The sequence below is a fragment of the Mycobacterium sp. C31M genome (assembly GCF_053345865.1).
This window is the reverse complement of the sequence record NZ_JBKFAX010000015.1, coordinates 126,049-150,848: the sequence shown is the minus strand read 5'-3', so window position 1 is coordinate 150,848 and position 24,800 is coordinate 126,049. Positions and strand designations below refer to the sequence as shown.

At 67.5% G+C, this 24,800-nt stretch carries 26 protein-coding genes and 3 pseudogenes; 15 read left to right on the top strand and 14 right to left on the bottom strand.

What is annotated here, in order from left to right; genetic code table 11:
* Positions 1-46: 46 nt before the first annotated feature.
* Positions 47-273, top strand: a pseudogene (locus tag ACLBYA_RS22520) (FitA-like ribbon-helix-helix domain-containing protein).
* A gap of 134 nt (positions 274-407) precedes the next feature.
* On the opposite strand, the gene ACLBYA_RS22515 reads toward ACLBYA_RS22520, so the two are convergent.
* The 6 genes and pseudogenes from ACLBYA_RS22515 to ACLBYA_RS22490 form a co-directional block, all read right to left on the bottom strand.
* A complete protein-coding gene (locus ACLBYA_RS22515; RefSeq protein ID WP_447711667.1) occupies positions 408-1,010 on the bottom strand; it encodes a TetR/AcrR family transcriptional regulator in 603 nt (200 codons plus the stop codon).
* A 35-nt stretch (positions 1,011-1,045) separates the two neighbouring features.
* Positions 1,046-1,387: pseudogene (locus ACLBYA_RS22510) on the bottom strand (MarR family transcriptional regulator); the annotation flags it as partial.
* Between the two features lie 12 nt (positions 1,388-1,399).
* Positions 1,400-1,537 carry a hypothetical protein gene (locus ACLBYA_RS22505; protein WP_447711666.1) on the bottom strand — a complete coding sequence of 46 codons (138 nt, stop codon included), beginning with the start codon at positions 1,535-1,537 and terminating at the stop codon, positions 1,400-1,402.
* A 2-nt stretch (positions 1,538-1,539) separates the two neighbouring features.
* On the bottom strand, positions 1,540-2,016 hold the full coding sequence (locus tag ACLBYA_RS22500; protein ID WP_447711665.1) for a DUF5078 domain-containing protein: 477 nt from the start codon (positions 2,014-2,016) through the stop codon (positions 1,540-1,542).
* Entirely contained in the window at positions 2,013-2,321 is a 309-nt protein-coding gene (locus tag ACLBYA_RS22495) for a DUF732 domain-containing protein (RefSeq protein ID WP_447711664.1), read from the bottom strand. Before ACLBYA_RS22495 ends, ACLBYA_RS22500 begins: the two co-directional genes overlap by 4 nt.
* A 54-nt stretch (positions 2,322-2,375) precedes the next feature.
* A pseudogene (locus ACLBYA_RS22490) lies at positions 2,376-2,660 on the bottom strand (MMPL family transporter); the annotation flags it as partial.
* Between the two features lie 404 nt (positions 2,661-3,064).
* On the opposite strand from ACLBYA_RS22490, the gene ACLBYA_RS22485 reads away from it, so the two are divergent.
* From ACLBYA_RS22485 to ACLBYA_RS22475, 3 genes are all read left to right on the top strand, one after another.
* Complete coding sequence (locus tag ACLBYA_RS22485) at positions 3,065-3,739, top strand: cutinase family protein (protein ID WP_447711714.1); 675 nt, start codon at positions 3,065-3,067, stop codon at positions 3,737-3,739.
* Positions 3,740-4,353: 614 nt separating this feature from the next.
* Entirely contained in the window at positions 4,354-5,076 is a 723-nt protein-coding gene (locus ACLBYA_RS22480) for a FadR/GntR family transcriptional regulator (RefSeq protein ID WP_447711663.1), read from the top strand.
* Positions 5,073-5,720 (top strand): sterol desaturase family protein, encoded by a 648-nt coding sequence (locus ACLBYA_RS22475; protein WP_447711662.1) that lies wholly within the window; start codon positions 5,073-5,075, stop codon positions 5,718-5,720. The genes ACLBYA_RS22480 and ACLBYA_RS22475 overlap by 4 nt, the downstream gene beginning before the upstream one ends.
* A gap of 5 nt (positions 5,721-5,725) precedes the next feature.
* Here the strand turns inward: ACLBYA_RS22475 and ACLBYA_RS22470 are convergent, their stop codons facing one another.
* Both ACLBYA_RS22470 and ACLBYA_RS22465 read right to left on the bottom strand, forming a co-directional pair.
* Entirely contained in the window at positions 5,726-6,466 is a 741-nt protein-coding gene (locus tag ACLBYA_RS22470) for a L,D-transpeptidase (protein WP_447711661.1), read from the bottom strand.
* Positions 6,467-6,579: 113 nt separating this feature from the next.
* The gene (locus ACLBYA_RS22465; RefSeq protein WP_447711660.1) at positions 6,580-7,878 is read right to left on the bottom strand and encodes a DUF7159 family protein; all 1,299 of its coding nucleotides are present in this window, start codon (positions 7,876-7,878) and stop codon (positions 6,580-6,582) included.
* A 246-nt stretch (positions 7,879-8,124) separates the two neighbouring features.
* Between ACLBYA_RS22465 and ACLBYA_RS22460 the strand changes: the two genes are divergently transcribed.
* Together ACLBYA_RS22460 and ACLBYA_RS22455 are read left to right on the top strand one after the other, a co-directional pair.
* Positions 8,125-9,603, top strand: coding sequence for a peptide MFS transporter (locus ACLBYA_RS22460; RefSeq protein ID WP_447711659.1), 1,479 nt, complete (start codon positions 8,125-8,127; stop codon positions 9,601-9,603).
* 253 nt (positions 9,604-9,856) lie between these two features.
* Positions 9,857-10,078, top strand: coding sequence for a hypothetical protein (locus tag ACLBYA_RS22455; protein WP_447711658.1), 222 nt, complete (start codon positions 9,857-9,859; stop codon positions 10,076-10,078).
* On the opposite strand, the gene ACLBYA_RS22450 is transcribed toward ACLBYA_RS22455, so the two are convergent.
* Positions 10,046-11,029 (bottom strand): threonine ammonia-lyase, encoded by a 984-nt coding sequence (locus ACLBYA_RS22450; RefSeq protein WP_447711657.1) that lies wholly within the window; start codon positions 11,027-11,029, stop codon positions 10,046-10,048. The genes ACLBYA_RS22455 and ACLBYA_RS22450 overlap by 33 nt on opposite strands.
* Before the next feature lie 23 nt (positions 11,030-11,052).
* Between ACLBYA_RS22450 and ACLBYA_RS22445 the strand changes: the two genes are divergently transcribed.
* The 3 genes from ACLBYA_RS22445 to ACLBYA_RS22435 are packed head-to-tail and all read left to right on the top strand — an operon-like array spanning position 11,053 to position 13,278.
* A complete protein-coding gene (locus ACLBYA_RS22445; RefSeq protein ID WP_447711656.1) occupies positions 11,053-11,481 on the top strand; it encodes an acyl-CoA thioesterase in 429 nt (142 codons plus the stop codon).
* A gap of 40 nt (positions 11,482-11,521) precedes the next feature.
* Positions 11,522-11,932 carry a DUF6188 family protein gene (locus ACLBYA_RS22440; RefSeq protein WP_447711655.1) on the top strand — a complete coding sequence of 137 codons (411 nt, stop codon included), beginning with the start codon at positions 11,522-11,524 and terminating at the stop codon, positions 11,930-11,932.
* Between the two features lie 50 nt (positions 11,933-11,982).
* Complete coding sequence (locus tag ACLBYA_RS22435; RefSeq protein WP_447711654.1) at positions 11,983-13,278, top strand: cytochrome P450; 1,296 nt, start codon at positions 11,983-11,985, stop codon at positions 13,276-13,278.
* On the opposite strand, the gene ACLBYA_RS22430 is transcribed toward ACLBYA_RS22435, so the two are convergent.
* Both ACLBYA_RS22430 and ACLBYA_RS22425 read right to left on the bottom strand, forming a co-directional pair.
* Entirely contained in the window at positions 13,260-14,588 is a 1,329-nt protein-coding gene (locus ACLBYA_RS22430) for a glutamine synthetase family protein (RefSeq protein WP_447711653.1), read from the bottom strand. The genes ACLBYA_RS22435 and ACLBYA_RS22430 overlap by 19 nt on opposite strands.
* Positions 14,585-16,039 carry an APC family permease gene (locus ACLBYA_RS22425; protein ID WP_447711652.1) on the bottom strand — a complete coding sequence of 485 codons (1,455 nt, stop codon included), beginning with the start codon at positions 16,037-16,039 and terminating at the stop codon, positions 14,585-14,587. Before ACLBYA_RS22425 ends, ACLBYA_RS22430 begins: the two co-directional genes overlap by 4 nt.
* 162 nt (positions 16,040-16,201) lie before the next feature.
* On the opposite strand from ACLBYA_RS22425, the gene ACLBYA_RS22420 reads away from it, so the two are divergent.
* Positions 16,202-17,008: a MetQ/NlpA family ABC transporter substrate-binding protein gene (locus ACLBYA_RS22420; protein ID WP_447711651.1), complete on the top strand. Its 807-nt coding sequence runs from the start codon at positions 16,202-16,204 to the stop codon at positions 17,006-17,008.
* 4 nt (positions 17,009-17,012) lie between these two features.
* Positions 17,013-17,558, top strand: coding sequence for a winged helix-turn-helix domain-containing protein (locus ACLBYA_RS22415; RefSeq protein WP_447711650.1), 546 nt, complete (start codon positions 17,013-17,015; stop codon positions 17,556-17,558).
* 6 nt (positions 17,559-17,564) lie between these two features.
* Here ACLBYA_RS22415 and ACLBYA_RS22410 read toward each other — a convergent pair whose 3' ends face one another.
* Complete coding sequence (locus ACLBYA_RS22410) at positions 17,565-17,960, bottom strand: hypothetical protein (protein ID WP_447711649.1); 396 nt, start codon at positions 17,958-17,960, stop codon at positions 17,565-17,567.
* A gap of 47 nt (positions 17,961-18,007) precedes the next feature.
* Positions 18,008-19,114 carry a glycosyltransferase gene (locus ACLBYA_RS22405; RefSeq protein ID WP_447711648.1) on the bottom strand — a complete coding sequence of 369 codons (1,107 nt, stop codon included), beginning with the start codon at positions 19,112-19,114 and terminating at the stop codon, positions 18,008-18,010.
* A gap of 138 nt (positions 19,115-19,252) precedes the next feature.
* On the opposite strand from ACLBYA_RS22405, the gene ACLBYA_RS22400 reads away from it, so the two are divergent.
* The gene (locus ACLBYA_RS22400) at positions 19,253-20,176 is read left to right on the top strand and encodes an SDR family oxidoreductase (protein WP_447711647.1); all 924 of its coding nucleotides are present in this window, start codon (positions 19,253-19,255) and stop codon (positions 20,174-20,176) included.
* Positions 20,177-20,181: 5 nt separating this feature from the next.
* Here ACLBYA_RS22400 and ACLBYA_RS22395 read toward each other — a convergent pair whose 3' ends face one another.
* Positions 20,182-21,099: a dienelactone hydrolase family protein gene (locus ACLBYA_RS22395; RefSeq protein WP_447711646.1), complete on the bottom strand. Its 918-nt coding sequence runs from the start codon at positions 21,097-21,099 to the stop codon at positions 20,182-20,184.
* 93 nt (positions 21,100-21,192) lie between these two features.
* Between ACLBYA_RS22395 and ACLBYA_RS22390 the strand changes: the two genes are divergently transcribed.
* Genes ACLBYA_RS22390 through ACLBYA_RS22380 form a run of 3 tightly spaced genes read left to right on the top strand, consistent with a single transcriptional unit; the run spans position 21,193 to position 24,792 of the window.
* Positions 21,193-22,980, top strand: a complete 1,788-nt coding sequence (locus ACLBYA_RS22390) for an N-acyl-D-amino-acid deacylase family protein (RefSeq protein ID WP_447711645.1) — start codon at positions 21,193-21,195, stop codon at positions 22,978-22,980.
* Positions 22,970-23,413: a nuclear transport factor 2 family protein gene (locus tag ACLBYA_RS22385; protein ID WP_447711644.1), complete on the top strand. Its 444-nt coding sequence runs from the start codon at positions 22,970-22,972 to the stop codon at positions 23,411-23,413. The genes ACLBYA_RS22390 and ACLBYA_RS22385 overlap by 11 nt, the downstream gene beginning before the upstream one ends.
* Positions 23,414-23,442: 29 nt before the next feature.
* A complete protein-coding gene (locus tag ACLBYA_RS22380; protein ID WP_447711643.1) occupies positions 23,443-24,792 on the top strand; it encodes a cytochrome P450 in 1,350 nt (449 codons plus the stop codon).
* Positions 24,793-24,800 lie beyond the last annotated feature (8 nt).

Below are 24,800 nucleotides of genomic sequence, written 5' to 3'. Positions count from 1 at the left end.
CAAAGCGCGGACCTCATGGCGTTATCGTGCCCAGATGGAGCAGATCGTGATCCGAAATCCTCCTGACGGAACCACGGCAGCTCTGCAGGTGCGCGCCACTCGGCACCATCACTCCGTCGAGGCCGAGGCCCGCACGGTCCTCACAGCAGGGCTGGTGGGTGAAGATGTCCCGATGTCGGTATTGCTGGCCGCCGACAGCGGCCAAGATATCGACTTCGAACCGAGCGCCACGGACTGACCGCTCGGGCCCCAGACCGACGAGCTACGTACTGAACACCAATGTCGTTTCCGCCCTGCGCATTCCGGGTCGGAATCGTGCCGTCACGGCGTGAGCAGACTCGGTAGATTCTCCTTATGACGATGCGTTGACCGCAGCCGCACGCTTACGCCGAGAACATCCGACGACGTCAAGCGCGCACCGCGGGCAGCACGATGCTGTCGACGACTTGGCGTAGGTATGCGGCGTCGAGGCTGTGGCCGCTGACCACGCGCAGCAGTCCCATGGCGGTGAGGGCGTCGGCGACCAAGGTCCAGTCCCGGTCGGCGATCTCGCCGCGATCGACGGCCTGCTGCAGGATCGCCGCCATCACGCGGCGTCCGCGGAGCAGCATCAGGTCATCGAGCGCGGAGGCGAGTTCCGGGTCGTGGGCCGATTCCAGCGCGACCCGGAGCACGAGGTCGTTGGAGATGAGTTGGTCGTCGTTGCGGGCGGCGCGTTCGACGATGGCGTCGAGGTCGCCGGCGAGGCTGCCGGTGTCGGGGATGTCGTCGGTCAGCAGATCGGGACGCCAGTAGAGCAGGGTGTCGGTGATCAGTGCCGCTTTCGAGGACCATCGGCGGTAGATCGCCGCCTTGCCGACACCGGCGCGGGCGGCGATATCGTTCATATTGGTGTTGTTGTAGCCGTGCTCGGCCAATGCAGCGAGTGCGGCGTTGAGGATCGCTGGATCACGCGAACGGTCGAGGCGTCCCTGGGTTCGTTGCCGCAGCTTGGGTTCTGGATCGGTCATTGGTGACACCCAATGTTACAGATCGCGGGGGTGTCTCAGCGCTGCGACTCGGTCTGGGTGCCGTCGACCAGGTGACCGAGGACGCGGGCGATGTCGCCGAGGGCCTGCCGATCATTGTCGGTCATCACCATGAGGCGTTCGAAGATGATGCGGTGCTTGACCGCCCTCGATGCCGCCAGTGTCGCTCGGCCGCGGGCGGTCAACCGCACCGGCCAGGACCGTTGGTCACCACCGGTCGACCATCGTTCGACGAGGCCCTGTCTGGTCAACCGACGCACGGCGACCGAGATGGTCGGCACCGCAACGTTCTCTGCGTCCGACAGATCGGTGATGCGCATACCGTCGGACTGGGCGAGCCGATGCATGACGGCGAATTGCGCACCGCTGAGCTACCCGGTCCCGATTTCGGCCATGACGGTCCCCCGCGCCCGGACATACATCGTCATCAGCGCTGCCAGCATCCGACCCGCCAAAGCGTCGGTGTCGATGACGTCCTGCGGGTGCGGTACGTCTGTGCTGTCGTCCACGGCTATCTGGGGACCGGCCGGTTCCACACCGATATGCCGGCGCGCGGGTACCCGGCGCACACGTCGGTGGCCTTGGCGACGACGCCCTTGTTGTTGAAGAACACCTTGGCCCAGTTGCCCCACCGGGTCGCGACCTGTTCGTGGTAGATGTTGGTGGCGGTGTCTTCCGAATACTGGCGCCGCCCTGCCGCGTCCAGGGCGTAGAACCAGTGGATCCGGTCGACAGCCATCTGTTGGACATCGGGTGGCCGGTTGCTCTTGTCGATGATGTAGCGCTCGAAGTAGATCGGGCTGGTATCACGCACCGCCGCCAGATATTGCTCGGCGTCACAGGCTGTTTCGATCTGCCGGTGCGGGATCGGGTAGTCATCGGTGGCATCAGCGGACGCTTGCGGGGCGGCCAGCAGGCCCGCGGCTGCCGCGGCAGCGGTGATCATCAGCAGTGCCCGCACACTCCACCTCAGCGAATGGACGTTCATGCGTGTGCTCCTGAGAAAGCGGTCAACGCCGTCTGGTATTGCGGGCAGTACACCGAAATCGGCGCGCCCAGGAACTGCCACACCTGCTCGGTGTTGGTCGTGCGGGCAAGATTATTGGACAGGAACACCGCTGACTGGCCGGCGTCGGCGTCGAGTCCGACGCTGAGCCGTTTGCAGCTGAGCTTGCCCAGCCACGCGTTGTAGTCGCGCGGACCGTAGATACCGTATCCGTGCAGCGTTCTCGCGAAATCGGTGTCGACATCGGCCTGCGCCGGGGCGGCACACACCACTCCGATCACAACCATTGCCCCGAGAACGCCTGTTGCTGTCGATCTTTTCATCGGCCCCCTTCCCCTGTCTCACGCTGTCGGTTGCCGTATCGGTGCGGTCTGCGGTTCCTCGGGCTCCGGTCCGGCCGGAGGCTTCGGGGGGTGGGTGATCTTGTAGGTGTTCAGCGGCCACCAGAACCAGCGCCCGAGCTTCGCGGCGATCGATGGGGTCATGAAGGCACGCACGATCAGGGTGTCGACGATCAAACCGATGCCGATGGTCATACCCAACTGGCCGACCACCCGCAGATCGCTGACGATCATCGAGGCCATCGTGAACGCGAACACCAGTTCCGCTGCTGTGACCACCCGGCCGCCGGGACGTTCGCCGAATCACGGATCCGAACGATCACACAGGCACCCAAACACCACGACGACCACCAAGGTCACCGGAAGCCAGGCCCTCTTCAACAACCGGAGCACCGAATCTCCTCAACCAGAACCACGCGACGGACCGTTGTCCCCTGCACCCGACAGACGGAACTCAAGTTCCGCCTGCAGCTCGTCGGGAACCTTACGCCACTGATCGTTACTCACCTAACGAGCCAGTTGCGACGCCGCTCACATCAGTTAGTGCATCTAGAAGTTTTTTGATTGACTCAGCAACGATGTGCACGTTCGCACTTCTGGTCATCGGCACGTGCGGCCAGTAGTTGCGCAGACAGAAAAGAGCTGAGATCACGATGGCAAGGCAACCCAAAATCAGGTTCGGCAAATCCATGCTGTGCACTGCCGGACTCGTTCTCGGCGCTGCCGGCTTCGGGGCCGCCAGCCCGGCAGCCGCCGAGCCCTGCCCTGACGTCCAATTGATTTTCGCCCGAGGCACATTCGAAGCCCCCGGCGTCGGATCCACCGGACAGGCCTTCTCCGATGCCGTCCAACAACGGGCAGCAGGCAGGACTGTCGACATCTATGCGGTCAACTATCCGGCTTCACTCGACTTCGCCACTGCAGCCGACGGCGTCATCGATGCCAGAAACAAGGTGCTGTCGACCGCGGCCACCTGCCCCGACACCGAATTGGTCGTGGGTGGCTACTCGCAGGGAGCCGCCGTCGCGGCGTACCTGACCATGGATTCCGTCCCCGAGGGATATTCATTGCCACCTGGCATCACCGGGCCACTACCCGCCGAAGTGGCCGACCGCGTCGCGGCGGTTGCCCTTTTCGGCAAACCGTCCAGCGGCTTTCTCCAGATGATCCACAACGGCGCGCCCCCGATCACAGTCGGCTCACGCTATGCCGATCGAACACTGGACGAGTGCCTGTCGGAGGATCCCGTGTGCTCCCCCACCGGTCATGACCACGGCGCCCACGGCGCCTACATCGCACGGGGACTCACCGACCAAGCAGCCGACTACGTCGTCGACAACTTGGGGGCGTCCAACTCGAACTGACCGACCCTGCGCTACGCCCTTCCGCGTCAGGATGTGTACTCCGCAGGGCACGAAAGATCCACGTAGACAGTGCCTAACGGTCCGTGGTCCACCTGTCCACGCACGGCATCCACAGAGCAATTCGTCAACGGCCCGTTGCGGGTACCGCTGACCACAACGTTGTAGCCCTGCGCACGAAGCTCCTTGACCGTATCGACGGCCGACGATGCTCCCGACGGTGCGGCCGTTGCGGCGGGCACCAGCCCAACGAATCCGACAGACAACGTGACACCCGTCAAACCTGCGAAGAGATACCTATTCATATTGGTTTTTTCTTTCCGGTACGGCGCACCCACCCGACGGTCCCAGTCGGGCACAAAGTATGCAGCTTTATCTTGCGCGAGCCACTGACCCCTCTTGCTCTCCCACGCCCAATTCGACGCTGCAAGAACCGATCCGCGACGCCGCGGCTCATACATAGAAACTCTATGTAGATAGATAAGTTAGATCATCTCGGTAATTTAGGCCGGTCAAGTGGGCAACGGATTCCACGCCGGCGACGGCGGGATAAACGTCGTGCGATCTACTGGTCTGACCACTTGACCTCTTCCTGTTCCGGTGCCATGCTCGGACCCATGGCGCTCCAACCGGTCAACCGCCGCTCGGTCCCCGAGGACGTCTTCGAGCAGATCGTCGGCGAGGTCCTCAGCGGCGCGATGCAACCCGGCGACCCACTGCCCAGCGAGCGCCGCCTCGCCGAGGTGCTCGGCGTCTCCCGTCCCGCCATCCGCGAGGCACTCAAACGGCTCACCGCGATCGGTCTTGTCGAGATCCGCCAGGGCGACACCACCACCGTGCGCGACTTCCGCAGGCATGCCGGGCTGGACCTGCTCCCCCGGCTACTCGTCCAAAATGGCGAAGTCGACACCGCCGTGGTGCGCTCCATCCTGGAGACCCGACTGCACAACGGCCCCAAGGTCGCCGAGCTTGCCGCGCAGCGTCGCGGCGATGACCTGCCCGTTCTGCTCGACGCCACCATCGAAACCCTGCGCGCCGAAACTGATCCCATCGAACGACAGCGCCACGCACTCGATTTCTGGGATCACCTGGTCGACGGTGCCGACTCGATCGCCTTCCGGCTGATGTACAACACCCTGCGCGCCACCTACGAGCCGGCGCTACCTGCCCTGGCGGTGATGATGGCCGCCGAGGTCGGCCGCCCGGACGCCTACCGCGACATCGCCGACGCCGTGGCGGCCGGTGACGCCGACCGCGCCGCCCGGGCAGCCCACGATCTGCTGGAACCCGCCACCACTGCACTGCTGGCGGCGTTGACCGCATTGGAGGACCAGAAATGAGCAGCCGCCGCCCCGGCACACTGGCCGACATGAGCCGGGAGTTCTTGCGTCACCCGACTCCGTGGATGCTGGCCGGCACGGTCGCGGCGGCGCTGGCCGCCCGGATCGCCGTCGGGGATTGGCAGCTCACCGACGCGCTGGTACCGATACTGATGCTGGCGGTATTTCCATTCGCCGAGTGGCTGATCCACGTGCTGATCCTGCACTGGCGCCCCCGCCGGATCGCCGGCATCCGACTCGATCCACTGCTGTCCCGCAAGCACCGCGAACATCATGTGCAGCCGCGGGATCTGCCGCTGGTCTTCATTCCCTGGCAGTCGCTGCTGTGGGTGCTACCGCTGGCGATCGCCATCGCACTATGGGCGTTCCCCAGCCTCGGCCGCGGGCTGACGTTCCTGACCTTCCTGGCCGTCCTCGGCCTGGGCTACGAATGGTGCCACTACCTGATCCACACCGACTACAAGCCGAAAACCGCGCTCTACCGGTCGATCTGGCGCAACCACCGGCAACACCACTTCAAGAACGAGCACTACTGGTTCACCGTGACCAGCAGCGGCACAGCCGACCGGGTGCTGGGCACCTATCCGGACCCGACCTCCGTCGAATCCTCACCGACGGCGCGTAACCTGCACGCCGATGCATGAAAGCCCTAGGCCTGCACCACGATCGGGTCACCGATGCTGACGTTGTTGTAGTACCAATCGGCATTGTCGGGGCTCAGGTTGATGCACCCGTGGCTGACGTTCGCATACCCCTGCGAACCGACCGACCACGGCGCACCGTGTACGTACACCCCGCCCCAGGTGACCCGGACACCGTCGTACACGGTCAGCTTGTAACCCTCCGGGTCGTCCAGCGGGATGCCGATGGTGCGCGAGTCCATGATGACCACGCTCTGCTTCTCCAGCGCGGTGAAATTGCCCACCGGCGTGGCGAATCCGGCCTTGCCCATCGACGCGGGCATCTCACGGGCGAGTTCACCGTCGATGCTGACGGTGAAGGTGTGCGCGTCGATATCGGCCACCCCGAGCACCACCGCGCCGGTCTGGAACGACGTCTTGAATCCGAGCGCCTCGACCGAGATGGTCGAGTGTGCGGGCCAGTACCCGTCCGGGGTGAAGCGCACCGTCGAGGCATTCAGCCATTCGAAGGCGCCGTCCACCGGCGCCGAGAAGGCGATGCCCTGCTGTGCGCGGGACCGCTCGATAACCGGTTCGCCGAAGGACACCGTGACCGGCATGGCCACACCGACGACTTCGCCAGGCGCCGGTGACACGGCGACCGCAGACGCCGGGGTACTGACGGCAGCCACCCCAGCGGTCGTCGACGACGCCAGCGAAACGGCGGCGATACCCACGACGGCCAGCACATCCCGAATTGTTCTGCGCACGCTGCCGAACCTCCCCTGTATTCCGGACAATCCGGTCCCGACGTCAACGACTACATGCTAGATCGCTTCGGGTGCCGGCAACGTTAGCCAGCGTATGCACGCGTGTGCGGAATTCAGCCCTGGGGCGGGCTGACGATGATCTGCCCCGGGGGTTGCTCGGGGCCGCCGATCCGCAGCCGGTCCCTGATTCGCTGCAACAACGGCTTCTTGGGTGCCTCGTAGACCTGCGGCGGCGTGCCGACGGGCGGCACCGGCGGCGGGACCGCGACCGGCGGCGCCGCCACCGGGGGTACGGGCGCCGGGGCCAGCGCGGGCTCGGGCAACGGAGCCTGGATCGGCGCCGGCTCGTAGACGGTGTTGACCTCCTGCACCGGAGCCTGCGGTACGGGTTCGACGGGCGCCTGCGGCACGGATTCGACGGGCGCCTGCGGCACCACGGGCACGAACTCCACCGGTGGCGTGAGCGCCTCGGCCAGCGGAGAGCGCACCTCACCGATCGGCGCGGCGGGCGAGGGCGCGGTCTTGCGGACCGGCACCGCGGGCGCGTCCTCGACGAGCGCGGCCGGCTCGGGTGCGGCGGTCTCGCGCTGCGGCGAGGTCTCGACGGCGACGGCCACCGACGCGGACACCACGAAGGTGACGACCCCGGCGATCAGGAGCCCGGTCAGCACCCGTGACGAGTTGAACGCGGGTTCCTTGGCGGCATGCCGGCCACTGCGGCCCTCGGTGGGCAGATCCAGGCTGAACGGCAGATCGATACTCGTGGAGGACGCCAGTGCGGCACCGCGCGCCAGCGCCAGCGGCGCCTCGGCGGGTGCGAACACCGGCACCGACAGCGCCTCTTCGAGCCGCGGCAGCACCGCGTCGAACCCACCGGCGGACCCGACCACCACCAGCGCCTCGGGCTGCCAGTCGGCCCGGGTGAACACCGTGCTGAGCCAGCCGATCAGACTCTCGTCGCTGTCGATACCGTGATTGACCGCGGTCTGGACGGCACCGTCGCCGGTGTTGACGATCAACGCGATGGCGGCGTCCGGTTCGATGACGCAGACCGCGGACGTCTGATAACCGATCACATCGGCCATGCCGCGGGCCAGCGCCTCGGTGGCCTCGGGCAACCGGATGGGCACGACATTGCCGAAGCCGGATCGACTCAGGGACGCCAGCAGCACCGACGCCTCGGCGTCGGCGTCATCGCTCCAGGTCACACCGATGGACTTGAGCCGCTGGCCGCGTGCGGCGGCAATCGCGCCGACGGCAGCGGTGGCCTGCTCGGTCGCGGCGCGCACATCGGACCCGTCCACCCGGACCTCGAACGACTCCCGACCCGCGCCGACGGCCGTGTCGTCACCGTCGACGACGACCACGCCGAGCGAGGTTGGCGTCATCGACAAGCCGAGCACCGCGTCCACATGAATCCCTTCGGACCACCCGGTCGCGGGCACGCAACCGGGTCGAGACGATTCGGTCACCGCCCCGTTATCGGGCCGACCTTACCTGGGGTGACGCCGATCGACCCACCCACAGACCGTCCGGCACTCCCGAACTGTTTGCCAGCAGCCACAAAAGCAGTTGTCATGACATGCGTCGCGTTCGCCGACCGAATCGAATGGCCGATATCGACCGGGAACACCCACCCGCGTGGCAGGGTGGCCCGCATGACTGGGGCGGAACCTGCTCGGATCGGATCCGAGGACGCACAAACAACCCGCACACTGTTCGGTCACCCGATCGGCCTGACCAATCTGTTCGGTGTCGAACTGTGGGAACGATTCTCCTTCTACGGCATGCTCACCATCCTGGGCTACTACCTGTACTACTCGGTGACCGACGGCGGCCTGGAGATGGCGAAGACCACCGCAACCGGCATCGTCGGCGCCTACGGCGGTCTGGTCTATCTGTCCACCGTGCTCGGCGGGTGGCTGGCCGACCGGGTGCTCGGCATGGAACGCACAGTGTTCTACGGCGGTGTCGTCGTCATGCTGGGCCATGTCGCGCTGGCGATCCTGCCGGGCATCACCGGTGTCGCCGTGGGCCTGGTGCTGGTGGCGCTCGGGTCGGGCGCGCTGAAGGCCAATGCATCCTCGCTGCTGGGCACCCTCTACGACAAGGGCGACGCCCGTGCCGACGGCGGTTTCACGTTGTTCTATCTGGGCATCAACCTGGGCGCGTTCATCGGCCCGCTGCTGACCGGGCTGCTGCAGACCCGCGTCGGGTTCCACTACGGGTTCGGCGCCGCCGCCGTCGGCATGGCCATCGGCCTGGCCCAGTACGTCGCCTTCCGCCGCAACCTGGGCGGCCACGGCCGCGACGTGCCCAATCCCCTGCCTCGCAATGGCATCCTGCCCGCCGTCGGGGTCGGGATCGCGGTTGTTGTGGTCGCGGCGATCGCGTTCGCCACCGGATTGGTGACGCTGGCGAACCTGTCGCAGGTGACGACCGGGGTCATCATCGTGGCCTCGATCGGGTACTTCGCGGTATTGCTGCGCAGCCCGAAAGTCAGTGGCACCGAACGCACCCGGGTTCGTGCGTTCATCCCGCTTTTCATCGCCAACGCGGTGTTCTGGTCGCTGTTCCAGCAGATCTTCACGGTGCTCGCGGTGTATTCCGACGAGCGGATGAACTGGTCGATCTTCGGTTGGACGGCACCGTCGAGTTGGATCGGGTCGATCGAACCGGTGTGGATCATCCTGCTCTCACCGCTTTTCGCGATCATGTGGACCCGGTTGGGCACCCGCGCACCGACCACGCCGCAGAAATTCGCCTACGGCGTCATCGGGATGGGGCTGGCCTTCCTGTTGTTCCTGCCGACCGCGGGGACGACCGGCAAGGTCGTGCCCGCATTGCTGGTGGTCGGCATCATGGCGGTGTTCGCCATCTCCGAACTGCTGCTCTCGCCGATCGGTCTGGCCGTCACGACCCAGCTTGCCCCCGACGCATTCCGGGCCCAGATGATGGCGCTCTACTTCTTCTCGGTCGGCCTGGGCACCGCGATGTCCGGTGTGCTGTCCAAGTACTACGACCCGGCACACGAGTTCGCCTACTTCGGCATCCTGGGCCTGGTCGCCATCGTGGCCGGGTTGGGTGTGCTGACAATCGCCGGGCGGATCAGCCGGCTGATGGAGGGTGTGCACTAACACCGTTCACGTCCAAAATTGACGCGACAGCAAGTCATCTGATCGTGTGGACGTGCGATTACGCGTTGTTTGGCAACGGCATGGCGCGGGTAGACAGCTCGTAGTCCGTTACAACTGCTTGTCGAGATCAGCACCGACTCGTGACCCGCTGATCCCGCCCAACCGCGGTGAATGCGCGCAGAATTCTCTGTGCGACCAGGTCGCCGCACGTCTGCATGACACCGAGGTCAGGTCGACGAAGGAGACGCACCAGATGAAAGTCCTACTGCTGGAGGACCTTCTTGCCGAGTCGACCGCGCAAGGAGTGGCCTATGTATACAACCGCGGATTCGGCGATTCCACCGCCGGCTGCTCATGCGGGTGGACCGGCAGGCGGCGACGCCTGCGGGCGGCCGCCGAACAGGACGCCTGGTCACACTGCGCCCGCCAGGGCTGCGAGGTCTCAGTCCCGCTGGTGTTCCCCGACCGCCGTTGAGGCAGCCAGGATCTCGGTGAACAGCGTCGGCTCGATATTGCCGCCGGACACGATGATCACCGTCGGACCCGACGGTGTCCGGTGCTGCCGGTAGGCCGCCAGCCCGACCGCCCCACTCGGCTCCACCACCAACCGCCCCTTGGACGCCAGTTCTGCCACAGCGGAACGGATCTCGTGTTCGGTGACGGTCAGGATATCGGTCAGCACATGCTGCAGATGGGAGAAAGTCAGTTCCGAGGGCTGTGACCGCAGCCCGTCGGCGATGGTGCGATTGCGCTCCTCGATCGACATCTCAACCCGGCTTCCGCGGTGCAGTCCGGCGGCGGCATCGGCGGCCAGTTCGGGCTCCACACCGAAGATCTTGGCGTTCGGGCACAACGCCTGCACCGCGGTCCCGATCCCGGATGCCAGCCCGCCGCCGCTGACCGGGATCAGCACGGTTGCCACCTCGGGCAGATCCTCGGCAACCTCGAGACCGGCGGTGCCTTGCCCGGCGATCACGTCGGGGTGGTCGAACGGCGGGATCAGGGTGCCCCCGGTCCGTTCCACCAATTCGGCGGCCACCACCTCGCGCTGTCCGATACCGCACAGCACGACGTTCGCACCGTGCTCACGCGTGCGGTCGACCTTGATCTGCGGGGTCTCCTCGGGCATCACGATATGCGCCTCGATACCGAACCGGGCCGCGGCGTAGGCGACTGCCTGCGCGTGGTTACCGCTGGAGTAGGCGACCACCCCACGGCCGCGCTGTTCGTCGTCGAGCCGACTGATCGCGTTCAGCGCGCCGCGTACCTTGAAGGCACCGATGACCTGCAGGCTCTCCGGTTTCAGCCACAGCGGCCGGTCGGGATCGCCCCAGCTGACCGGGATCAGCGGGGTCCGCAGCACCGAACCGTGCAGGCGTGCGGCGGCGGACCGGATATCGGCGAGGGTGACGAGGGTGGGGGCCACCCGACGATCGTAGGGTGTGCTTCGTGAGCCCCGACGACGATGCGCCGTTCGCACTCGCGGTCATCCCCCGCTATGCCGAAGTCGACCAGCAGTCCGTGGTATTCCACGGTCACTACCTCACCTGGTTCGACGAAGCCTGGACCGCCTACCTCGACCACAGGTCTCTCGACTATCCTGAAATGATCGCCGCGGGCATCGATTTCCAGGTGGTGCGCAGCGAACTCGACTACCGCAGCTCGGTGCGCTGGCGCGACACCGTGCGCGTCACCGCGATGTGCGAGACGGTCGGGACCACCAGCTTCACCGTTGCCTTCACGGTGCTACGCACCGATGACGACGGGGTCGAGCAGGCCGCGGTGGTGGGCCGCAACATCTACGTGGTGGTGTCCACCGCGGACTGGACGAAACGCCCGGTGCCTGCGGAACTGCGCCGCATCTTCGAGTCCCGCTGAACCCTTGTGCCGGACCGGCCAGAGCGCGCAGAGTTGGTCGATGACCGAACAATGGATTCGGGGCCGCACACTGCAGCGGATCATGTTCCGCGACGGCCTGGTGCTCAACCTCGACGACTACAACGAACTCGTGATCTCCGCGCCGATGGATCTGACCCTGCCGGCCCTGGCGGGCCAACCCAGCGAAGTGGTCAAGATCGACCCGAACGCCGTCCGGACCGAACATCGACCGCTCTTCGATTTCGCCGGGGCCACCTGCACACATGCCGACTGGGACGACGACGGCAGCCTGCATCTGCAGTTCTCCGGCGGCCAACTCATCGATGTGCCCAGCGATGACGTGCACACCGCCTGGGAGCTGTACGGCAAACACCACGGTTACGCGGCCTGCCTGCCGCACGGCCACGTACGCCTTGTCCGGCACGACGATCCCGAACCCGAATCCGACTGACCTGTCCCGATTCGGCGATGTCCGGCGCGGCCGGTCTCTAGTCTGTCGGCATGCCGATCGCTGCACGTGTCAACGGCGCGCCCCCACCGGCGGTCGACCGGGCCGCGGTCGACCTGGGGTCCTGGCGGTTCTGGGGCGGCGACGACGATTTCCGGGACGGTGCCTTCGCCACGCTGCGCCGTGAGGAACCGGTCTCGTTCCATCGCCCGGTCACCGCTATGGGGGTGGATGCCGGCGCCGGGCACTGGGCGCTGACCTGTTATGACGACGTGCACCACGCCAGCCGCCACCCCGAGGTGTTCAGTTCCAGCCCCAACATCACGATGGGTGATCAGACCCCGGAGTTGGCCGAGTACTTCGGGTCGATGATCGCCATGGACGATCCGCGGCACGGCCGGTTGCGCAACATCGTGCGCAGCGCCTTCACCCCGCGGGTGCTGGCCCGCGTCGAGGAGTCGGTGCGCGAACGGGCCCGCACCCTGGTGTCCTCGATGATCGCCGAACACCCCGACGGGCGGGCAGATCTGGTGGCGGCGCTGGCGGGACCGCTTCCACTGCAGGTGATCTGCGACATGATGGGCATCGCCGAGGCCGATCACGAAAAGATCTTTCACTGGACCAATGTCATTCTCGGATTCGGCGATCCCGATCTGACCACCGACTTCGACGAGTTCGCCCGTGTGGCCATCGACATCGGCTCCTACGCAACGGCGTTGGCCGAGGACCGCCGCACACACCCGCGTGACGACCTCACCACCGCGCTGGTGGCCGCCGAGTTGGACGGCGAGCGACTGACCTCGGCCGAGGTGGCCTCGTTCTTCATCCTGCTCGTGGTAGCCGGTAACGAGACCACCCGCAACGCGATCAGTCACGGTGTCGTCGCGCTCAGCCGCCACCCCGAACAACGCGAGATCTGGTGGGCCGACTACGACGAGGTGGCCCCGACGGCCGTCGAGGAGATCGTCCGGTGGGCCTCCCCGGTGGCCTACATGCGCCGCACGCTGACCCGCGACACCGAACTGAGCGGGGTGACGATGTCGGCCGGCGACAAGGTCACCATGTGGTATGGATCGGCCAACCGCGACGAGTCCCGATTCGCGGACCCGTGGCGTTTCGACGTGCGCCGCTCCCCCAACCCGCACCTGGGATACGGCGGCGGGGGCGCACATTTCTGCCTGGGCGCCAACCTGGCCCGCCGCGAGATCACCGTCGCCTTCGAGGAACTGCACCGCCAGGTACCGGACCTGACCGCCGATGCCGAACCGGATCGGCTGCTGTCCCCCTTCATCCACGGCATCAAGCGGCTGCCGGTGCGCTGGTCAGCTGCTCAGGACGACGCCAGGTAGCGCTGCCGCTCCCAGTCGGTGACCTGGCTGGTGTACGCCAACCACTCGCTGTGCGCGATGGCCGCGAAATCGGCCACCGAATCCGCACCCAGGATCTCGGTGATGGTGTCGTCGCGGGTGGCCAGCGCCACCGCAACGGCCAACGACTCCGGCAGCTGGGTGCCCGACCCGTACAGGTTGCCGCCCTGCGCGGCGTCGGGACGACGGCCGGCCTCGATACCGGCGACCACGGCCGCCAGCGCCGAGGCGATCAACCAGTAGGGATTGGCATCGGCGCCGCCGGTACGCAGTTCGATGCGGGTGGCCCGCGGGTCGGCCTCCAGCAGTGAGCGCACTGCTGCGCTGCGGTTGTCCCGGCTCCAGGTGACGGTGGCCGGCGCAAACGAGTCCGGCACGAAGCGCCGGTAGGCGTTCACCGAATGCGCGCCGAACACGGTGATCGACGGCAGGTGCTCCAACAGCCCGGCGATCGCGAACTGGCTCAGATCGTTCTCGCCACCGTCGACGCGGGCGAAGGCCGGCTCACCGTCGCGCCACAGCGAGATATGCAGGTGCGCCGAGCTTCCGGAGTGTTCGGCGAACGGTTTGGCCATGAAGCTCGCGAGCTTGCCGTGCCGGCGCGCCACCTCCTTGGCGGCGTATTTCAGTCGGGCGCTGTCATCGGCGGCTTCCAGCGCGTCGGCGTAGACGAGATTGGTCTCCACCTGCCCCGGCCCATATTCGGTCTGGATACCCTCGAGCCGGGTGAATACGCCGAGTGTCTCGTAGAGATCGGACAGGATCGGATCGAGCGCGTTGGCGTTCTCCAGCGAGTACGCGTGGATGTCCTGCTGGAAGGGCGAGCCATCCGGGTTCAACAGGTAGAACTCCAGTTCCACCCCGATTTTGGCCGTATACCCCAGTACCGCAAGCCGATCCAACACCCGGCGCAGCACCGCGCGCGGATCCAGCAGCGAGGGCGACCGGTCGTGGGCGACGATATCGGAGATGACGTGACCGACACCCGGGCGCCAGGGCACCTCACGGAACGTCGCCAGATCGGGCATCGCGAAGACATCCGGGTAACCACCGTCCCAATTGGTCAGGCGTAACCCGTCGATGACGGTGCCGTCGGCGTTCCAGCCCAGCGAGGCCTCACAGAAGGCGAATCCGCTGCCCTGCGCCCGATCCAGGAACTGCGCCGCCGGGATGCGCTTGCCCTGCGCATGGCCCAGCGGGTCGCTCCAGGCGACCTCCACCTCACGCAACGCGCCCGCGGCGAGCCGGTGCAGCAGGTCCTGCGCGACGGGAGATTCGACGGTGTGCGTCATGACCGGCCCACCTCCGCCGCATCGTCGACGCCGTCGGACACCCGACGACCGATCACCGCGCCGACGATGAACGACACCACCAACAGCCCGACGATGCCCCAGCCCAACGCATTCGAGGTGGCCAATCCCTCCAGGTTGGTCAGGATCAGCACCAGCGTCAACGCCAAACCGGCGAGGCCCAGTGCCGGCGCGATCCGCACCCGCCACTGCGAGTAACCGCGCCGGTCACGGGCGAAGAACACCAGCACGGCCACGCTGGTGGCGATCAACAGCACCACAAAACCGACCGTGGTGGCCGCGGCGAACCAGGTGTAGAACTGCGTGACCGGATCGAGCTGGAACAGCACCGCGGCCACGATGCTGACCGCGACGACCCCGGAGATCCATAGCGAAGCCTTGTGCGGCGACCCGTGTACGGAATGCGCGGCACCCAGCGACTGCGGCAACACCCCGTGCTGCGACAGTGCGAACACGTACCGCGACGCGACATTGTGGAAGGCCAGGATGCAGGCGAACAGGCTGGTGAAGTACAGCACCGTGATGATGTCGTTGCCGGCCGTACGGATATAGGTCTGCGCGATATCGGACAGGAAGGTGCCACCGGAATCCGTTGCCGCAGAGACGGCCTGCTCGTCCCCCAACGCCGAAATAAGCGCCCAGCTGGTGACGGCGTAGAACGCGCCGATGAGAATCAGGGCGGCATAGGTGGCCCGCGGAATGGTGCGTTGCGGGTCCTTGGCCTCGTCGCGGAACACCGCGGTGGCCTCGAAACCGATATAGCTGAGCATCGCGAACAGCAGTCCGATGCCCAACGAGCCGGAGAACACGGTGGCCGGTGCGATCACGCCGGTGGACAGCCCGTCGTCACCGCCGCCGCGCACCACGATGACCAGGTCCAGGACGAGAATGATCGCGATCTCGGCGGTCAACAGCACGCCCAGCACCCGGCTGGACAGTTCGATGTTGCGGTAGCCCAGGAATGTCGTGATGGCGAACGCGACAGCGGCGAGAATCCACCACGGGATCTCCGCCCCACCGAACAGCGTGATGACCCCGACGCCGGCCGGCCCGAGCAGCCCGTAGACACCGGCCTCCAGTGCCACATAACTCACCAGGGCGACGAAGCCGAACCCGATACCAACCGGGAAGCCAAGGGAATGACGGATATAGGAGAAGAAGGCGCCCGCCTCCGCGACGAACGGGGTCAACGCCGTGAAGCCCACCGCAAAGAGCAGCAGGATGACCGTCGAGAGGATGAAAGTGGCCGGGAAGCCTGCGCCGTTGCCGTTGGCGATGCCCAGCGGGAAGACACCGCCGACGACTCCGAGCGGCGCGGCGGCCGCGACCACCATGAACACGATGGACGCCACTCCGAGGTTGCCACGCAGGCGACGCTCGGGCTTGTCCGCAAAGTTGCCCAATTCCTCGGGAACAGCGGTGATCTCAGACATGCTGGGCCGATCGACGTAGGGGTAGATGCTGCGGTGACCGTAGGGTGACCGATGGGCGCCGGACCATCACTGCGGTCACCATGCGTCAAAGTCCGTAACATGGCGACACATTGGCCGCACGGCCGCCTTGCGTCCGGCGCTCACACCAGTACCCTCGGGGCCATGTTGACCAGCTCGGTGCGATCAGTCAGCACGAAAGGCCTTCGGCCGCTGCGAGTCGGCGCGACGCCCGTGCCGCACGCCGAGATCTTGGAGAACGTCCGTGCCACGGTGGCCGCCGCGGGTATCGATCTGCAGATCGTCGTGTTCGACAGCTTCGACGAGCCCAACGACTGGTTGGCCGCCGGTCGTCTGCACGCCAATTACTTCCAGTACCTGCCCTTTCTGCACGAGTTCAACCGGCGTACCGCCGCGGGCCTGGTGGCGGTGGCGCCCGTGCACATCGAGCCCTTCGGGCTGTATTCCAGCCGCGTGACCAACCTTGCCGCGCTGCCGGAGTACGCCGAGGTGGCCCTGCCCGCCGATCCCGTGAACGCCGACCGCTCGCTGATGCTGCTGGACCGGCTGGGTCTGATCGACTGCCTACCCGATCCTGATCAGTTGGCCTGCACCGTCGACATCCACGCCAATCCGCTCCGCCTGGTGTTCAAGGAGTTGACCAGTTGGACCATGCCGTCGGCCCTCGATGACTTCGACGCGGTCTTCCTGTTCGGCAATCAGGCAATGGAACGTAATGTGCACACCGATACCGCACTGCACTGCGACCGCGGCAATCCCACCTATGCCGAGTATCTGGTTACCCGCCCCGACCTGCGCGCCGACCCGGATATTGCCGTGCTGGCCGCCGCCCTGACCGGGGAGCAGACCCGGCGGTTCATCGAGACGACGTATTCGGGGCAGGTGGCCGCGGCGGGTTGGACTCACGACGCGGAAAACCATGGTGCTCCGGGCGGCGGTCAACAAATCTGAGCCGATGTACCAAGCGGGTGCGTATCCGGCGGCGGAGACCACCGAACCGGTCCAGGTGGTGCTGGTACTGGAGGTACCGCCCGGGTTCACCGAACTACCCTTGCGCACAGCACAGTTGGCCGACGAGTACGGCAGCGTGATCGCCCGTTCGGTGCCCGGGGTGCGGGCACTGCCGGCCGTCGTCGCGCCGGCGGGCACGGCACCCGCGGACACGGTGTCGCGGCGATCCGACGGTCTGCACATCGACCGGGCCCGGCGCGGGGTGAGTGTCGACGGGGTCCCGGTGCGGCTGAGCTACCGCGAGTTCGAGTTGCTGTGCTTTCTGGCCGAGCGTCCGCGGCGGACGGTCTCGCGGGCGGTGCTGATGACCGACCTGTGGCATGACCGGCCCGGCGCCGGCCGGACCGTCGACACCCATGTGCGCCGACTGCGGGTCAAGCTGGGTCGCTACGCGGACGTGATCACCACGATCCGCGGCAGCGGCTACCGCTTCGATGCGGGTCCCGATGTGCGTTACCTGCCGGCCGACACCGACCGGTACCGGGCCTGAGCCGGCTCAGAGGGTGACGGTGGTGGGTCCGGCCGTGGTGCAGTACGTGACCGGCGGGCTGCCGGCATTGGCGCAGACCCGCCCGCTGACGGTGTAGGCAGCGCCCGGGACGTACGGCGTCAGCCGGACCTCGGCGGTACCGGGGCCCTCGGACTGCACGCACAGCGGCGCGACCGGGGCGCCGACCTTCTGCAAGCAGGCGACCTGAAGCTGCGGTTCGGCACGGCTGCAGGCGCCCGGGCGCACCGACGCGATGACGGCGGTGACCCCGTTCTGTTCGACGACGTGCGGCGACACCAGGTTGACCGCGCACCCTTGCTCATTGGGCGCTGCGGCCGCCAGGCCGCTGCCGATGAGCGCCGCAACGCCGAGTGTCGGCAGAACCACCGCAAGCCGTTTCATGCCCAGATGGTAGGACACCCGGGCTCGGGCGCAGCCCGCTTTGTCGCTCAGCGCCGGCTCAGCACGTCCAGCATTCCGGCCGCCGAGCGCGGCCAGGTGAACTGCTCGGCGCGCCGACGGGCGCTGGTGCGGCGTACCGGCTCGGGCCTGCTGATCACGGTGGACACCGCGTGCGCGATGGCCCGTGGGTCGTTGTCGGCGGCGGCGCCGCTGTCGGCGGTGAGGATCTCGGCCAGCGCCGACGTGCGCGAGACGACGGCCGGCGTGCCGCAGGCCAGCGCCTCCAGCGCGGCCAGTCCGAAGGTCTCGTGCGGACCGGGCGCGAGCGCGACATCGGCCGAGGCCAGGATGGCGGCGACGGTGTCGCGTTCACCGATGTATCCGGTGAAGTCCACCGGCAGTCCGACCGCCTGACGTTCCAACCGGGTACGCATCGGGCCCTCCCCGACCACCACCAGTCGGGCGTCGACCCCGGAATCGCGCAGCGCGCCGACGGTGTCGATGCTGCGGTGGGCATGTTTCTCCACCGAGAGCCGGCCGCAGTGCACCAGCAGGGTCTGTTCGGGGTGCGCCCACCGGCTGCGCAACTGCGCACTGCGGTACCGCGGGTGGAACTGCTCGAGGTCCACGCCGAGCGGGACGGTCACCACATTGCCCACCCCGATCCGTTCGAACTCCTCCCGGGCGAATGCCGTCGTACAGACCACGGCGTCGTAGTTGGCCGCGGTGCGCCGGTTGGCGATATCGGCGACGGTGCGGGCGGCACGGCCCGGCAGGATCTGGCCGACCAGCCGGTCCAGCCGTTCGTGCGAGATCATCACGGTGGCCACCCCGTGCCGGCGTCCCCACGGCCCCAGCGAGCGCAGCGTGAGGCGGTCGGAGACCTCCAGAGCATCGGGCGCCAGATCCTCCAGCAGCGCGGTCACCGGGCCGGGCAGCACCGCCCGGTAGCCGCCGGTGAACGGGATCAACCGGGCCGGCAGCGACAGCCGCAGAACACCGGTGTCCAGCCGCCGCCGCTCGACCGTCGCGCCGGGCACCACCAGGACGACGTCATGGCCGGCCGCGGTGTATTCCGCGCCCAGCCGGTCGACAGCGGTGCGCAGCCCACCCGAGCGCGGACCGTAGAAGTTCGCGACCTGGACAACCCGCATGGTCAATGAGTAGCCGCAACCCATGTGCGGACGGACACGGCCGGTCTACCGGTGCGTTAATGGGCGGTGAATGTGCCCCGATGCGAACGGCCCTGCCGATCGCCCACGCGGCGACGCATCCACGCGTACGTTGCGTCCATGGCACACCGCGGCACCGCACCGTTGCGTGACCGGATCGCGGTCGTGGCCGGCGCCACCCGCGGCGCCGGTCGCGGTATCGCGGCCGCCTTGGGCGAGGCCGGGGCCACGGTCGTCTGCACCGGGCGCAGCAGCAGGCGTGGCCGCGCCGGCTCCGACTACGACCGCCCCGAAACCATCGAGGAGACCGCGGAACTGGTCGATGCGCTGGGCGGGACGGGCGTGGCCATCCAGGTCGATCACCTCGATATCGGCCAGGTGGACAGCCTCGCCGACCGGCTGCGCGCCGATTTCGGCGGGATCGACATCCTGGTCAACGATGTGTGGGGTGCCGAACTGCTCAAGGGTCCGCCGTCGTCCTGGGGCCGGCCGATCTGGGAGCACGACCTGGCCGACGGGCTGCGCATCGTCGATCTGGGGGTGCGCACCCACCTGATCACCGCGCATCGCCTGCTGCCGCTGATGGTCACCCGACCGGGTGGCCTGCTCGTCGAGATCACGGACGGCACATGGGAATACAACGCCGAGAACTTCCGGCTGTCGGTGTTCTACGACCTGGCCAAGGTGGCGGTGAACCGGCTGGCGTTCAGCCACGGGCATGAGCTGCAGCAGGTCGGCGCCACCGCGGTCGCCGTCACGCCGGGCTGGTTGCGATCGGAGATGATGCTCGACAATTACGGTGTGGCCGAGCAGAACTGGCAGGATGCCCTGCGGCCGGGCCGCACCGATGGCCATCCCACCGCCCCGCCAGGGTTCGCCGATTCGGAGTCCCCGCGCTTCGTGGGTCGCGCGGTGGCCGCGATCGCCGCCGACGGCAACCGGGCGCGGTGGAACCAACGGTCGGTGACCTCGGCACAGCTGGCCCGCGAGTACGGCTTCACCGATATCGACGGCGCCCGGCCCGACGGCTGGGCCGCACCCTGAGCGGGTCAGTCGACGTGGGTCGTCAGCCAGTCCAGCATCCGCTGCCAGGCATCGTCGGCGGCGCGCTGGTCGTACCGATCCCCGGTGTCGTTGAAGAACGCGTGGTTGGCGCCGGCCTCGGTGACCAGCTCGTGGACCAGACCGGCCTGTTGTAAGGCCGCCGCCGCCACCGGCTCGGTGGCGTTGACGCGTTGATCGACCTCGCCGTAGAAGCCCAGTACCGCAACATCTTTGGAGCCAGAGAAATCGGGGGCATCCGGGGTCGGACCGTAGAACGGGAACGCCGCGGCCAGCTCGGGCGCACCGGCGGCCAGCAGTCGCCAGACCAGCCCGCCGCCCATACAGAAGCCGACCGCGGCGGCCCGCACGCCAGGGGTGCGGGTCTGCACCTCGGCGATGCCGGATCGCAGGTCGGCGACCATGCCCTCGGGCGGCCGGTTACCCAGGGCCGCGGTGGCCTCGGCCGGGTCGGCGAAGGTGGCGGTACCGCCCTGGGCCGACAGCAGGTCGATCGCCAACGCCGAGTAGCCCGCGCCGGCGAGCCGGCCGGCCACCGAGCGCACCCAGTCGTTGAGGCCCTTGTTCTCGTGGATGACCAGGATGGCGCCCCGCGGTTGCTCGGCGGCCGCCCAGGCCCCCTGCAGTTCGCCCGCCGGCCCGGCCCAGGTGACGGCCTCGGTCGGGCGGGCGGCGGCCATGCCCGGCGGGGACGATGTGGGCGTCTCGGCTGACTCGGTGCCGGTTTCCGCAGTGCCCTGTCCAGCGGACTGCTCGCCATCGCCACACGCGGCGATCAGCGCGGTGGCCGCGGCGGTGCCGACGCCCAGCAGCGCGAGCCGGCGCAGCGCCTCGCGTCGGGACAGCAGGCCGTCGACGTGGTCGGTGGCGATCTCTTCGGCGATGTAGCGCTGTAGCGGCGTCACATGTCGAGTATGCGCCCGGCTGTGTAGACATATTTCCAGATCTGTTCACGATTTTCATTGACACTCACGTCACCGCGCTGCTGTCATGTCTGGGTGACCTACGACACAATCATCCTCGGCGGACGCTGGTTCGACGGCACCGGCGCGCCATCGGCCGTCCGGAACATCGGCATCCGGGGCGGCCACGTCGCCGCCGTCAGCGCCGACGAACTCGATGCCACCGGATGCCCGCAGGTGATCGATGCCGCCGACCGCTGGGTGCTGCCGGGGATGATCGACATCCACACCCACTACGACGTCGAGGTGCTGGGCCGGCCGTCGCTGTCGGAATCGCTGCGCCACGGTGTCACCACGGTCATGCTCGGCTCGTGCTCACTGTCCACGGTGCACGTCGGAGGTACCGACGCCGGCGACCTGTTCGGCCGGGTGGAGGCGATCCCGCGTGAGCACGTCATCGACGTCGTCGACCGGAACAAGACCTGGGCCAACGCCGAGCAGTATGTCGCCGCCCTGGAGGAGATGCCACTGGGGCCGAATCTGGCGGCGTTCATCGGTCACTCCGATATGCGCACCGCAGTGATGGGACTGGACCGCGCGACCCGTGCCGATCAGCGACCCACCCGCGCCGAGCAGGCCGCGATGGAGCGCATGCTGACCGAGGCGCTGGACGCCGGGTTCGTCGGAATGTCGTCACAGCAACTGCTTTTCGACAAGATCGACGGTGACACCTGCCGGTCGCGCACGCTGCCGTCGACGTACGCCAAGCCGCGCGAGTTGCGCCGGCTCAAGTCGCTGCTGCGGCGTACCGGCCGCGCCCTGCAGTCCGGGCCGGATATCGCCAACCCACTCAACCTGCTGTCGCAGCTGGCTCAGTCACTCGGTGTGCTGCGCAATCCGCTCAAGACCAGCCTGCTCTCGGCCGCTGATATCAAGGCCAACCCGTATGCCATCAAGATCCTGGGCCCGTCCGCGCGGCTGATCAACGCCCTCGGCGGCAACTTCCGCTGGCAGCATCTGCCCGTCCCGTTCGAGGTATATGCCGACGGGATCGACCTGGTGGTGTTCGAGGAGTTCGGCTCGGGCGCGGCGGCTCTGCACCTGCGCGACGAGGTGCAACGCAACCACCTCTTGGCCGATCCGATCTACCGGCGCCAGTTCCGCAAGGACTACGAGAACAAGTACGGGGTCCGCGTCTGGCACCGCGACTTCTTCGACGCCGAGATCGTCGGCTGCCCGGACGGCGACGTCGTCTGGAAGTCGTTCGGGCAGGTCGGTCAGGATCGCGGACTGCATCCGGTCGACGCCTTCCTGGATCTGGTGCTGGAGCACGGACACGGATTACGTTGGCGCACCACCATTTCCAACCACCGGCCCGATGTCCTCAAGCAGCTGGCGCGCGAACCAGGCATCCAGCTCGGCTTCTCCGATGCCGGCGCACATCTGCGCAACATGGCGTTCTACAACATGGGGCTGCGACTGTTGCGTCATGTCCGCGATGCCCAGAACGCCGGGGCGCCGTTCATGAGCGTCGAGGCTGCCGTGCACCGGCTCACCGGTGAGCTGGCCGACTGGTACCGGCTGGATGCCGGCCATCTGCGCATCGGCGACCGCGCCGATGCGGTCATCGTCGACCCGGCCCGGTTGGACGCCGAATTGGATGCCTACGCCGAGGAGTCTGTCGACTGTTACGGCGGGCTGTCCCGGATGGTCAACCGTAACGATGACACCGTGACCGCCGTGCTGGTCGGCGGCCGCACCGTCGTGCGGAACGGGCAGCCGACCGAGTTGGTCGGGCAGCGGCGCACCGGACGGTTCCTGCGGGTCGCGCACCGCTCCCCCGCACTCACCGCCGAGGAGAGCGAATTGGCCAGTGTCGGCTGAGGAGACCGTTCTGCGTATGTGGCGTGCGCTGTCAAAACGGGATTGGGACGGCGTGGCCGACCAGCTGGCCCCGGACTGCATCTACGCGGACATGCCGGTCGGGCCGGCAGCCGCCGCGCGCGGTCCGGTCGACATCATCAAGCGACTCAAGATCGGACTGGAACCGTTGGCGGCCTACGAGAACCATGACGGGCTGCTGGTCGCCGACGGCCGCCACGTCATGTACGAGCACTCCGAAACCTGGACGTGGCCCACCGGCGAACGGGCGGTGCTGCCGTTCGTCACCGTGCACCACGTCGACGACGGCCGCATCACCATGTGGAAGGACTACTGGGATATGGGCGGGCTGACCAATCATGCGCCGGCAAGCTGGTTGGCCGATTTCGCCGGCGCCGACATGTCCTGGTTGTACAACGCCACCGATCAGCTCTGAGGCTTGCCTCCGTCGGTAGACTCATACAGGTGACCGAATCGGCGCTGCCGCCCGGACCACCCCTGCCACCCGGGGTGCAGGCAGCGTTGCTGCTCAAGTTCTGGCCACGCCTGCTTGCCGGCTGCCGACGTCGCTACGGCGACGTCTTCACCCTGCGGATCGCCTCGATGGGCACGGTGATCTACCTGTCCGACCCGGCCGATATCAAGACCGTGTTCGGCGGCGACCCGTCGATCTACCATGCCGGCGAGGCGAACTCGATGCTGGCCGGGCTGCTCGGCGCCAGCTCGGTGCTGGTGGTCGACGATGACGCCCACAAGGAACGCCGTCGGGTCATGCTGGCCCCGTTCCGTCGGGAGGCGGTGGCCCGCCAGACCGACGTGATCGCGACGATCGCCGCCGAGAACATCGCCCGGTGGCCGGTCGGGCAACGATTCGCGGTGGCGCCCAAGATGTCCGAGATCACCCTGGAGGTGATCCTGCGGACGGTCATCGGCGCCAGCGACCCCGACCGGCTGGCCCAGCTGCGGGCCATCATGCCCAAACTGCTGAGTGTCGGCGCCTGGGAATCGTTGGCGATCAACACCCCCGGACTGCAGCGGTTGGCGCCGTGGCGACCATTCGCCGACCGGCTGGCCGCGGCCGACCGGCTGCTGTATGCCGAAATCGCCGAACGCCGCGCCGATCCCGAACTCGATTCCCGCACCGACGCTCTGGCGATGCTGATCCGCACCGGCGGGATGACCGACGAACAGCTGCGCGATCAACTGATGACGCTGCTGGTCGCCGGACACGACACCACCGACACCGCGCTGTCCTGGGCGCTGGAGCGGCTGACCCGCCATCCCGTGCTGTTGGACAAGGCCGTCGCGGCGGCACGCAGCGGAGACGACGAATACCTGGATGCGGTCTGCAAGGAGGTGTTGCGGATCCGGCCGGTGGTGTTCGACGTCGGCCGCATCCTCACCGAGCCGGTCGAGATCGCCGGGTACCGGCTGCCGGCCGGGGTCATGGTCGCCCCGACCATCGGGCTGGTGCATGCCGACGCCGACCAGTACGTCGCGCCGGGGCGCTTCGATCCCGACCGGATGCTCGGCGCGACTCTGGGCCCGACCACCTGGCTACCGTTCGGCGGTGGCAATCGTCGTTGCCTGGGCGCCAATTTCGCGATGGTCGAGATGGGCATCGTGCTGCGCGAGGTGCTGGCGCGTGTCGACCTGGACACCACGACCGCACGCGGTGAACGTCAGCGGGTCAAGGGTGTCATCCTGATCCCGCACCGCGGCGCACGGATCCGGGTGCGGGCCAGGCGGGCCGCCCCGGCGTGCCCGCTTGTCGGCGACCGAACCGAAACACCACACGCCTCGTATCAGCAGTAGGGCGTGCG